Below are 11,841 nucleotides of genomic sequence, written 5' to 3' on the forward strand. Positions count from 1 at the left end.
GTAAGATGTTTCAGGTACTGAGCAGCGCATGGGCGCTTTTGTTGGGCATGTGTTTGCTGATGGTGGGCAACGGCATGCAAGGTACGCTCTTGGGGATTCGCGGCGGGATCGAGGCATTTTCGACCTTCGAAATGTCGATCGTGATGTCGGCATATTTCGTGGGCTTTTTGGGCGGCTCGCGTATGGCACCGGGTATGATCCGGCGCGTCGGTCACGTGCGGGTCTTTGCGGCGTTGGCGTCGATGATCTCGGCTGTCATGATCCTGTATCCCACCTTCCCGAACGTCGCTGTCTGGTCGGTGGGCCGCGTGTTGATCGGCTTTTGTTTTTCTGCGGTTTACGTGACAGCGGAAAGCTGGCTCAACAACGCTGCGACGAACGAAAACCGGGGGCAGGCGCTGTCGTTGTATATGATCGTGCAAACCTTTGGCATCGTTATTGCGCAAGCGCTTTTGCTCACCGCGGACCCTTCAGGCTTTGTCCTGTTCGTTATTCCGTCAGTGCTGGTCAGCGTGGCAGTGACGCCGATTTTGCTGTCGATCAGCCCGACGCCCGCGTTTGACACCACCAAACCGATGAGCTTGCGCGAATTGGCCGGCTTCTCGCCCTTGGGGTGTGTCGGCATGTTCTTGTTGGGCGGGGTCTTTTCGGCGCAGTTCGGGATGGCCTCGGTTTACGGAGCCGAAGCCGGGCTGACCGTGGCGCAGATTTCGATCTTCGTTGCGACATTTTTCGTGGGTTCGGTGGTTTTGCAATATCCGATCGGCTGGGTTTCGGACCGGATGGACCGTCGCCTTTTGATCGTTATCACCTCCATCATTGGGGGTATCGGGTCTGTCATCGGCATGCTGCTGGGGCATAACTTTAGCGTGTTGCTGCTGACCGCCTTTGTCGTAGGTGGCATGTCTAACCCGTTGTATTCGCTTCTTATTGCGCACACGAACGACTTCCTTGAACCCGAGGATATGGCCGCGGCCTCCGGCGGGATGATCTTTATTAACGGGTTGGGCGCTATTCTGGGTCCGGTGATCACGGGCTGGATGATGGGCACCGCGCTCGGGCCGGGCGGGTTCTACCTGTTCACGGCGGTTCTGTTCTTTGCTTTGGCGGTCTATGCGTCTTACCGCGCGACGGTACGCCCGGCCATTCCTGCGGATGAAACGGGTAACTACATCCCGATTTACCCCGCTGCGACGACCGTCGCGGTCGAACTGGCGCAGGAATATGCGATCGAGAGCGAACAAACCGCGGAAGGGGAGCTGACCTAGACGTTTTGCTAATTCGTTACATCTTGTGTCTAATGAAATTAGAAAAGTTTGATCTTTTCTGTGGTCAAAGGAGGCAAGGCTATGAAAATGCCTGAGGACGTACGTCGGTTCTGGCTGGATGAAACTGGGCCTGCGGGATGGTATGCGGTGGAGGATGAGCTCGATTCCGCGATCCGGTCACAGTTTCTGGACACCTGGTCGCTTATCGGGACCCATCGGTTGGACCATTGGCTGACCGATGCGAAAGGCACTTTGGCCTATCTCATTCTAGCGGATCAGTTTCCGCGCAATATGTTTCGCGGGCAGGGGAAGGCGTTTTCGACCGATTTGCGGGCCTTGCGGGCGGCTCAAACCGCTGTGCGCAACGAATGGGATAGGCTCATTGCGTCGCCTGAACGGCAATTTTTTTACCTTCCGTTCATGCATTCAGAAAGTCTGACCGATCAGGATCACTGCGTTCGGCTGGTCGTTGACCGTATGCCCGACGCCGAGGATACGCTGCGGCATGCGCGCGCGCATCGAAAGGTGATCCGGCAATTCGGCAGATTTCCCTATCGCAACAACGCCTTGGGTCGGCGAAGCACCGCCGCTGAAACCGAATATCTTGACGACGGGGGGTATGCCTATACCCTGCGGACACTCACGTAAATGCGGGTCAGGCAGTTTGATCCTGGATCGGAATTCTCCGAGTTGCTGACGCTCGCGAGATAGTTTACCACTAAACTAAATTTCAATACGTGCTGCGAGGTTGCATAATGGCTGCGAAATCCTTTGATCTGATCGTGATTGGTGCGGGGCCGGGGGGCTATGTTGCGGCCATCCGGGGCGCGCAACTGGGGCTTTCGGTCGCCATTGTAGAGCGTGAGCATCTAGGCGGCATTTGTCTTAACTGGGGCTGTATCCCGACCAAAGCGCTTTTGCGGTCGTCGGAAGTCTTCCACCTGATGCAGCGCGCAAGCGAGTTTGGCCTGAAGGCAGACAATATCGGCTATGATCTGGAGGCAGTTGTCAAACGGTCGCGCAAAGTTGCGGGGCAGTTGTCCGGCGGTATCGGGCATTTGATGAAAAAGAACAAAGTCTCGGTCTTTATGGGCGCGGCGACCTTAGCGGGCAAAGGTAAAGTGTCGGTTAAGTCGAAAGACGGGGAAGAGACGCTGACCGCCAAGAATATCGTACTGGCGACCGGTGCGCGGGCACGCAACCTGCCCGGGCTGGAAGCAGACGGAAAACGCGTGTGGATGTACAAGGATGCCTTGCAGCCGCCCCATATGCCGAAAAAGCTGCTGGTGATCGGGTCTGGCGCGATCGGTATCGAATTCGCAAGCTTTTACAATACCTTGGGCGCAGACACGACTGTTGTCGAGGTGATGGATCGTATCCTTCCTGTCGAGGATGAAGAGATCAGCAAATTCGCGAAAAAGCAGTTCGAAAAACAGGGCATGAAGATCATGCAGAAGGCCGTTGTCAAACAACTGGACCGTGCTGATGACAAGGTGACTGCCCATATCGAAACGGGCGGCAAGGTGACCAAGCATGAGTTTGACACGGTGATCTCCGCCGTGGGTATCGTTGGCAATGTCGAGGATCTTGGGCTGGAAGATCTGGGCGTGAAAGTTGATCGGACCCATGTCGTGACCGATGAATATTGCCGGACTGGCGTCGAGGGGCTGTATGCCATCGGTGACATCGCAGGTGCCCCTTGGTTGGCGCATAAAGCCTCGCACGAGGGGGTGATGGTCGCCGAATTGATCGCGGGTCAACACGCGCACCCGGTCAAACCGGAATCAATCGCCGGCTGCACCTATTGTCACCCGCAGGTCGCATCCGTCGGGTATACGGAAGCCAAGGCGAAAGAGCTTGGCTTTGACGTCAAGGTGGGTCGCTTCCCCTTCATCGGGAATGGCAAGGCGATTGCCCTTGGCGAGCCCGAGGGGATGATCAAAACCGTCTTTGACGCTAAAACAGGCGAATTGCTTGGCGCGCATATGGTGGGAGCCGAGGTGACCGAGCTGATCCAGGGCTATGTCGTGGGGCGTCAGCTTGAGACCACCGAAGAAGACCTGATGAACACCGTCTTCCCGCACCCGACCTTGTCAGAAATGATGCATGAATCCGTGCTGGATGCTTACGGACGCGTTATCCATATGTAGCCTTTGCCCGCGCATAGCGGGGTCCTAATCTTTGCAACGCCCGGTGACATATTCAATGTTGCCGGGCGTTTGCCGCCGTAATGACAGCCCAAAATGCGCCGCGATAATGTCGTTCCCCTTGTGTTCTTATTTTTTCGTTGGAGAATCCGTAGCACGCACCTATGTACTAAGCGTTAACGGGGGTCCGATATGGCTGAGCTAAAGAACATCGAAGTGCGCGGCGCGCGCGAACACAATCTAAAGAACATCGACGTGGATATTCCGCGCGACAAGCTGGTTGTGATTACCGGGCTTTCCGGGTCGGGTAAATCGAGCCTCGCGTTCGATACGATCTATGCCGAAGGGCAACGGAGATATGTGGAATCGCTCAGCGCCTATGCGCGGCAATTTCTTGATATGATGCAGAAACCCGACGTGGATCACATCAGCGGCCTGTCGCCAGCGATTTCGATTGAACAGAAGACCACGTCGAAAAACCCCCGCTCGACCGTGGGGACGGTCACCGAGATTTATGACTATATGCGCCTGCTTTTTGCGCGCGTCGGCACGCCCTATTCCCCCGCGACCGGCAAGCCGATCGAGGCGCAGCAGGTGCAGGATATGGTTGATCGCGTGATGACCATGCCCGAAGGCACGCGCGCCTACCTGTTGGCCCCGATCATTCGGGACCGGAAGGGCGAGTACCGCAAAGAGTTCCTTGAGCTGCGCAAGCAGGGCTTTCAGCGGGTAAAAGTGAACGGCGACTTCTACGAATTGGACGAGCCGCCCACGTTGGACAAGAAGTTCCGCCATGACATCGACGTGGTTGTCGACCGTATCGTGGTCCGCGAGGGGCTAGAGACGCGCTTGGCGGATTCCCTGCGCACAGCGCTTGATCTGGCCGATGGGATCGCCGTGCTGGAAACCGCCCCGACCGAGGGCGAGCCCGAGCGTCATACCTTCAGCGAAAAATTCGCCTGTCCTGTCAGCGGCTTCACGATCCCCGAGATCGAGCCGCGTCTGTTTTCATTCAACGCTCCTTTCGGTGCCTGTCCGTCCTGTGATGGTCTGGGCAAGGAGTTGTTTTTTGATGAACGCCTTGTGGTGCCCGATCAGAACCTCAAGGTCTATGACGGTGCGCTGGCCCCGTGGCGCAAAGGTAAGTCCCCGTATTTCAAGCAAACGATTGAAGCCATCGCAAAACACTATCAATTTAGTGAAAATACGCGGTGGAAAGACCTGCCCGAGAAGGTGCAGCAGGTGTTTCTGCATGGCTCCGGCAAGGAGGAGATCAAGTTCCGCTATGACGAAGGCGGTCGTGTGTACGAGGTCAGCCGCGTTTTCGAAGGGGTGATCCCCAATATGGAGCGCCGCTACCGCGAGACGGATAGCAATTGGATCCGCGAAGAATTCGAACGCTACCAGAACAACCGCCCCTGTGGCACCTGCAACGGCTACCGCCTGCGGCCCGAAGCGCTTGCTGTCAAGATCGGCCCGTCGGATGGCGACAGCGACACGCTGCTGCATGCGGGACAAGTCGTTGAAATGTCGATCCGCGAAGCTTTTGACTGGTGCACCAAAGTGCCCGATTATCTGACCGTTCAGAAGAACGAAATCGCGCGCGCGATCCTCAAGGAAATTCGCGAACGTCTGGGATTCCTGAACAATGTCGGGTTGGAGTATCTGACGCTGGCACGCTCTAGCGGGACGCTCAGCGGGGGGGAAAGCCAACGTATTCGGCTTGCGTCGCAGATCGGGTCGGGGCTGACGGGGGTGCTTTACGTGCTTGACGAACCCTCGATCGGGTTGCACCAGCGCGACAATGACCGCTTGCTCCAAACGCTGAAAAACCTGCGGGATCAGGGCAATACGGTCATCGTCGTTGAACACGACGAAGAAGCGATCCGCGAGGCGGATTATGTCTTTGATATCGGGCCGGGGGCCGGTGTGCACGGCGGGCAGGTGGTCAGCCACGGGACATCGCAAGAGGTCGCCAATGATCCGAATTCGCTGACAGGGCAATACCTTACCGGCAAACGCGAGATCGCGGTGCCCGCCAAACGGCGCAAGGGCAACAAAAAGAAAATCCGCGTGGTCAAGGCGACGGGGAACAACCTCCAGAATGTCACGGTCGACTATCCACTGGGCAAATTCGTCTGCGTGACGGGTGTGTCAGGCGGTGGCAAATCGACCCTGACGATCGAGACCTTGTTCAAGACCGCGTCGATGAACCTGAACGGGGCGCGCCAGACGCCCGCGCCCTGCGAGACCATCAAGGGGCTGGAGCATCTGGACAAGGTGATCGACATTGACCAGCGCGCCATCGGGCGCACGCCGCGGTCGAACCCGGCGACCTATACCGGTGCCTTCACCCCGATCCGCGACTGGTTCGCCGGTCTGCCCGAAGCCAAGGCGCGCGGGTACAAGCCCGGGCGTTTCAGCTTTAACGTCAAGGGCGGACGCTGCGAGGCCTGTCAGGGCGACGGTGTGATCAAGATCGAGATGCACTTCCTGCCGGATGTCTATGTCGAATGTGAAACCTGCAAAGGCCAGCGCTATAACCGCGAAACGCTTGAGGTGAAGTTCAAGGGCAAGTCCATCGCTGACGTGCTGGATATGACTGTCGAGGACGCGCAGAGCTTCTTCCAGGCGGTCCCCAGCATCCGCGAAAAAATGGATGCACTGATGCGTGTGGGCTTGGGCTACATCAAGGTGGGTCAGCAGGCGACGACGCTGTCGGGCGGGGAGGCGCAGCGCGTCAAACTGTCGAAAGAGCTCAGCAAACGCTCTACGGGCCGGACGTTGTATATTCTGGATGAACCGACCACGGGTTTGCACTTTGAAGACGTGCGCAAACTGCTAGAGGTGCTGCACGAGCTGGTGGATCAGGGTAATACTGTGGTCGTCATTGAACACAACCTCGATGTCATCAAGACCGCGGACCATATCATCGACATTGGACCAGAAGGCGGCGATGGCGGCGGGCAGGTTGTCGCGACCGGCACGCCCGAACAGGTTGCCGAGGTCGAGGGGAGCTATACCGGCCATTACCTCAAGCCGATGCTCGCCCCGCGTAAGGTTGCTGCCGAATAGCATTGCCAAACAATGCGGTAGACATAAAAATGCCCCGTCCTACTCAGGCGGGGCATTTTTCATGAAATCTTAGGGTTTTGCGGCGCAGTTTAGTTTAGAAGGCGCGATGCCAGACCGATCAGCGCCAGTACGTCATTGGTTTGCGGGTCCACGGCATAGACATAGCCGTCGTCCTGAACATAGCGGTTGTAGCGGGTCAGCCCATGCCGGTGGGGCTGTTCGATCACGACGTAGCGCGTCAGCTTGTCGCCTTTGGCGTGGTGGTGCTTGTCATGCCCTTTGGAAAGATGACGCCCGTTGTCGCTGTGCTGCTTCTCGTGTTTCTTGATCGCCTTTTTGTATTCTTTAACAGCTTTCTTGTGCTGCTTTTGATGCTTTTTGTCATCGTGCTTATCATGCTTGGCCAAGATCACCTGTGGTGCCGCGACATCGTAATGCCCCGACGCGCCATAGGAGGCAGAGGCCGCCTGTACGGCCGGGCTGAAGGCCAGCACGGCGAAGGCGCTTGCGGCGAGGGTAAGGGTTTTCATGCTCGTTCTCCGTTACAGTGTCGATACAGTAACAAACGAACGGCGCGCGGGTTTCCGTCGCTGGGACGAGACGGCGGGAACCCGCTTGCTTTTCCTGTCAGCCGTTGCGGCCGCGGGTTTCGAAACGGGGCAGCATGGCGGAGAAATCCTTGCCGTTTCCGTCTTCGTTCTCGACGAATTGCGCATAGAGCGCGCGGGCGAGCTCTCCCATCGGGGTGTCTGCATCTGCCATCTCTGCTGCCTGCTGCGACAGCCCAAGATCCTTGAGCATCAGCTCCGCCGCGAAGCCCGGCGTATAGCCATTGTCTGCGGGCGAGGTGGGGCCAACACCGGGGGCAGGGCAATAGGCGTTCATCGACCAGCTGTAGCCCGACGAGGTGCTGACCACGTCGAACATCTTCTGCCGGTCCAGCCCCAGTTTATCGGCCAGTGCAAAGGCCTCGCAGGTGGCGATCATGGTGACGCCGAGGATCATGTTGTTGCAAATCTTCGCCGCTTGCCCCGCACCGGCATCGCCGCAATGCACCGCCTTTTGCCCCATGATGTCGAACAGGGGCTTGGCCTTGGCAAAGGCTTGCGTCGACCCGCCGGCCATAAAGGTCAGCGTGCCGCCAGATGCCCCGCCGATACCGCCCGACACGGGGGCGTCAACGGACATTATTCCTGCGTCTTCAGCGGCTTGCGCGGTGTTCTTCGCGCTTTCCACATCCACGGTGGAACAGTCGATGAACAACATGCCCTGCGTCATATGTGGGATTGCCTGCGCCGCCACTTGCCGCAGGATCGACCCGTTGGGCAGCATTGTGATCACCGCGTCCATGCCCGCCACAGCGGCTTCAAGGCTGTCTGCAACGCGCACGCCCTCTGCCGTGGTGCCCGCGACGTCAAAGCCCGCCACCTCGTGGCCCGCTTTGGCGAGGTTGGTCGCCATAGGCGCGCCCATGTTGCCCAGTCCGATAAATCCGATCTTCATGCTCATGTGGTTCTCTCCAGTGTCAGGGCGTCCTCGGCCAGCGGGCGCAGCATCTTGGCTGTCGCGGCAAGGGGGACGTTCATATCGGCATATTGCCAGTTGGGGCTGCGGTCCTTGTCGATGATCGCCGCGCGGATCCCTTCAAGGAAGTCGCCATGCTCCATCGCGCGGAAGGTAAAGCGGTATTCCATATCCAACGCCTTCTCGATGCTCAGCGAGGGGCCGCGCAGACGGTGGATGATCTCGATCGTGCAGGCCATCGCCAATGGGCTGCTGCGCTGCATCTTCTTGAGCGTGTCTGCAGCGAATTCGCTGTCGGATGCGCGCAGGGCGTTGAGGATATCCGCCAGCGTTTCGCCGCCAAAGAAGCTGTCGATCTCGGCCGCCTGCGCCTCTAGTGCAGAGGCGGGCGGCGTGGTGCTTGCGGTTTCCAGAATGGCCACATCGCCTGAATTCTCAAGCGCGGCTATCACGTCGGGCCAGTTTAGCTCTGCGATGTAAGTGTCTGCGAAACCAGCGTAAATCGCATCTTCACCCTTCATGCGTGACGCGGTTGTGCCCAGATATTCGCCCACCCGTCCGGGGGCCAGCGCCAGCATCAGGCTGCCGCCCACATCGGGCACCAGACCGATCCCACATTCCGGCATCGCGATCTGGCTGCTTTCCCCCACCACGCGGTGCGAGCCGTGACAGCCGATCCCCACGCCGCCGCCCATTGTGAACCCCTGCAAGAAGGAGACGACGGGCTTGGTATAGGCGAATATCTTGGCGTTCAGCCGGTATTCATCCGCCCAGAACTTGCGCCCGTAGGCGTAGTTGCCCTTGGTGCCCGTGGCGTAAAGTTCGGCGATGTCACCACCCGAGCAAAAGGCACGATCCCCTTCGGCGTCAAGGATGATCAGGTCAACGTTCGGGTCATGCTGCCAAGCGTCAAAGGCGTCTTCGATGGCCAGACACATGTCGTAGGTCATGGCGTTCAGCGCTTGCGGGCGGGTGAGGGTGATCCGACCCGCGCGCCCTGAAATACGGATGGAGATATCGGTCATCGGTTCTTCAGCATATCCCGCGCCACGATGACGCGCATGATTTCATTGGTGCCTTCAAGGATCTGGTGGACACGCAGGTCACGCACCAGCTTTTCGATGCCGTAATCCGCCAGATAGCCATAGCCGCCGTGCAGTTGCAGACATTGATCGACGACCTTGCTGCCTGCCTCTGTCACGAACTTCTTGGCCATGGCGCAGAACTTGGTGGCATCCGGCGCGCCCGTGTCCAGCTTCCACGCGGCTTGGCGCAGGAAAACGCGGGCGGCTTGCAGTTCGATCTCCATCTCGGCGAGGCGGAATTGCAGACCCTGAAACTGGTCGATGGGTTTGCCGAATGCTTTACGCTCGCCCATATAGGTGAGCGTGGCGTTCAGGGCGGTCTGTGCGGCACCCAAGGAACAGGCGGCGATATTCAAACGGCCGCCATCCAGCCCCATCATTGCATATTTGAAACCTTTTCCCTCTTCCCCCACCAGATTTCCGGCAGGAATGTTGCAATCGTCAAACTGCACTTGGGACGTGGGTTGGCTGCGCCATCCCATTTTATCCTCTAGCCCGCCAAAGGAAAGCCCTGCCGTCCCGTCTTCGACATAGACAGTGGACACGCCCGCGGCCCCCTCATCCGAGGTGCGCACCATCGCGACATAGGCGTCGGAATAGCCGCCGCCCGAGATGAACGCTTTGGTGCCGTTCAGGGTATAGCCTTCGTTCGTGCGGGTGCATTTCGTCTTGAGCGCCGCCGCGTCAGAGCCCGATCCGGGTTCCGTCAGGCAATAGCTGAGCACCGTGTTCATGCTCAGGATGTCGGGCATGATCCGCGACTTGAGGTCGTCATTGGCAAAGCTGTCCAGCATCTTGGCGCACATGTTATGGATCGACAGAAAGGCCGCGACCGACGGGCAAGCCATGCTGAGCGCTTCGAACACCAGCGTCGCATCAAGCCGCGTCAGGCCAGATCCGCCCGCATCCTCGGACACGTAAAGCCCGCCAAAGCCCAGCTCTGCAATCTTGGGCCAAAGGTCTTTGGGGATTGTTTCGTCTTTCTCCCACTTCTGGGCGAAAGGGGCGATATGTTCCTGGCCAAAGCCATAGGCCATGTCGAAAATCGCGGTTTGCTCTTCTGAAAGTGCGAAATCCATAAACGGTGATCCCTCCCAAGACCGGTCGAATTGAACGTGTGTTTAATTGTAAGCATGCACGTGGGCGTCGCGCAAGCACCCTCCGGCGGGGGAGCCGCCGAAGGGCGAGGATGGGGCTTATTCCATCGGCTTGAAGTTGAACTCGCCGCCTTCTTTGATGCCCGAGGGCCAGCGCGAGGTCACGGTTTTGGTGCGTGTGTAGAATTTGAACGCATCCGGCCCGTGCTGGTTCAGGTCGCCAAAGACCGATTTCTTCCAGCCGCCAAAGGTGTGATAGGCGAGCGGCACGGGGATCGGCACGTTGATTCCGATCATGCCGACGTTGACGCGCGCCGCAAAGTCACGCGCCGCGTCGCCGTCACGGGTAAAGATCGCCGTGCCGTTGCCCATTTCGTGATCCATCGCAAGGCCAAGTGCCTCTTCATAGGTTTTGGCGCGGACGGTGGACAGAACCGGCCCGAAGATCTCGTGCTTGTAGATGTCCATATCGGGGGTGACGTTGTCAAAGAGGTGCGGGCCGACAAAGAAGCCTTCCTCGTAGCCTTGCAGCTTAAAGTCGCGCCCGTCGACAACCAGTGTGGCCCCCTGATCGACGCCGGTCTGTACCAGCCGTTCGATGTTTGCCTTTGCGGCTGCGGTGACCACGGGGCCGTAATCGACGTCATTGCCCGAGGTATACGGCCCGACTTTCAGCTTCTCGATGCGCGGCACCAGCTTTTCGATCAGACGGTCGGCGGTTTCCTCGCCCACAGGCACAGCGACCGAGATCGCCATGCAGCGTTCGCCCGCCGCGCCATAGCCCGCGCCGATCAGCGCGTCCGCGGCCTGGTCCAGATCGGCGTCCGGCATGATGATCATGTGGTTCTTGGCACCGCCAAAGCATTGGACGCGTTTGCCATTCGCGCAGCCCGTGCCGTAGATATATTCGGCAATGGGGGTTGAGCCGACAAAGCCCACCGATTGAATGACAGGGTGATGCAGGATCGCGTCAACCGCTTCCTTGTCGCCATTGACGACCTGAATGATACCTTTGGGCAGGCCCGCTTCTTCCAGCAGTTCGGCCAGCATCAGGGGCACGGATGGATCGCGCTCGGACGGTTTGAGGATAAAGGCGTTGCCGCAGACGATGGCGGGGGCGAACATCCACATGGGGATCATGGCGGGGAAGTTGAACGGCGTGATGCCTGCGGAGACGCCAAGGGGCTGGCGCATGGAGTACATGTCGATGCCGGGGCCCGCGCTGTCGGTGAAGTCGCCTTTCAGCAGCTCGGGCGCGCCGATGCAGTATTCCACCACTTCCAGACCGCGCTGCACGTCACCGGCGGCATCGGGCAGGGTCTTGCCGTGTTCGCGGCTCAGCGCTTCGGCGAGCTTGTCCATATCGCGGTTCAGCAGATCCACGAACTTCATCATCACCCGCGCCCGACGCTGGGGGTTCACCGCGGCCCATGCGGGCTGAGCCGCCATGGCGTATTTCACGGCCTGATCCAGCTCTGCCTCGCCAGCCAGCGGCACCTTGGCCTGCACTTCGCCGGTTGCGGGGTTGTACACGTCGGCAAAGCGGCCTGACGTGCCTTTGACGTGGGCACCGTTCAGGTAATGGGTCAACTCTTGCATGGAATGCTCCTTCTGTGCGTTTGGCGGCAGGTTAGGCTTGCAAAAA

At 58.9% G+C, this 11,841-nt stretch carries 9 protein-coding genes; 4 read left to right on the top strand and 5 right to left on the bottom strand.

Annotated features, from left to right (window positions below; genetic code table 11):
• Positions 1-5: 5 nt before the first annotated feature.
• From ABM428_RS07955 to uvrA, 4 genes are all read left to right on the top strand, one after another.
• The gene (locus ABM428_RS07955; protein WP_353627810.1) at positions 6-1,268 is read left to right on the top strand and encodes an MFS transporter; all 1,263 of its coding nucleotides are present in this window, start codon (positions 6-8) and stop codon (positions 1,266-1,268) included.
• Between the two features lie 81 nt (positions 1,269-1,349).
• Positions 1,350-1,916 carry a DUF924 family protein gene (locus ABM428_RS07960; protein WP_353627811.1) on the top strand — a complete coding sequence of 189 codons (567 nt, stop codon included), beginning with the start codon at positions 1,350-1,352 and terminating at the stop codon, positions 1,914-1,916.
• A 107-nt stretch (positions 1,917-2,023) separates the two neighbouring features.
• The gene (gene lpdA, locus ABM428_RS07965; RefSeq protein WP_037962664.1) at positions 2,024-3,418 is read left to right on the top strand and encodes a dihydrolipoyl dehydrogenase; all 1,395 of its coding nucleotides are present in this window, start codon (positions 2,024-2,026) and stop codon (positions 3,416-3,418) included.
• Positions 3,419-3,607: 189 nt separating this feature from the next.
• Complete coding sequence (gene uvrA / locus ABM428_RS07970; RefSeq protein WP_037944026.1) at positions 3,608-6,490, top strand: excinuclease ABC subunit UvrA; 2,883 nt, start codon at positions 3,608-3,610, stop codon at positions 6,488-6,490.
• An 89-nt stretch (positions 6,491-6,579) separates the two neighbouring features.
• On the opposite strand, the gene ABM428_RS07975 is transcribed toward uvrA, so the two are convergent.
• The 5 genes from ABM428_RS07975 to ABM428_RS07995 form a co-directional block, all read right to left on the bottom strand.
• Positions 6,580-7,020, bottom strand: a complete 441-nt coding sequence (locus ABM428_RS07975) for a hypothetical protein (protein ID WP_132996745.1) — start codon at positions 7,018-7,020, stop codon at positions 6,580-6,582.
• 97 nt (positions 7,021-7,117) lie between these two features.
• A complete protein-coding gene (mmsB, locus tag ABM428_RS07980) occupies positions 7,118-7,993 on the bottom strand; it encodes a 3-hydroxyisobutyrate dehydrogenase (RefSeq protein WP_132997187.1) in 876 nt (291 codons plus the stop codon).
• A 2-nt stretch (positions 7,994-7,995) separates the two neighbouring features.
• Positions 7,996-9,039 carry an enoyl-CoA hydratase/isomerase family protein gene (locus ABM428_RS07985; protein WP_132996744.1) on the bottom strand — a complete coding sequence of 348 codons (1,044 nt, stop codon included), beginning with the start codon at positions 9,037-9,039 and terminating at the stop codon, positions 7,996-7,998.
• Complete coding sequence (locus tag ABM428_RS07990; protein ID WP_132996743.1) at positions 9,036-10,178, bottom strand: acyl-CoA dehydrogenase family protein; 1,143 nt, start codon at positions 10,176-10,178, stop codon at positions 9,036-9,038. The genes ABM428_RS07985 and ABM428_RS07990 overlap by 4 nt, the downstream gene beginning before the upstream one ends.
• Before the next feature lie 117 nt (positions 10,179-10,295).
• Positions 10,296-11,795 carry a CoA-acylating methylmalonate-semialdehyde dehydrogenase gene (locus ABM428_RS07995; protein WP_132996742.1) on the bottom strand — a complete coding sequence of 500 codons (1,500 nt, stop codon included), beginning with the start codon at positions 11,793-11,795 and terminating at the stop codon, positions 10,296-10,298.
• Between the last annotated feature and the right edge of the window lie 46 nt (positions 11,796-11,841).

Origin of the sequence: Sulfitobacter sp. TCYB15 (assembly GCF_040435955.1) — a bacterium.
Taxonomy (GTDB): Bacteria; Pseudomonadota; Alphaproteobacteria; order Rhodobacterales; family Rhodobacteraceae; genus Sulfitobacter; species Sulfitobacter pontiacus.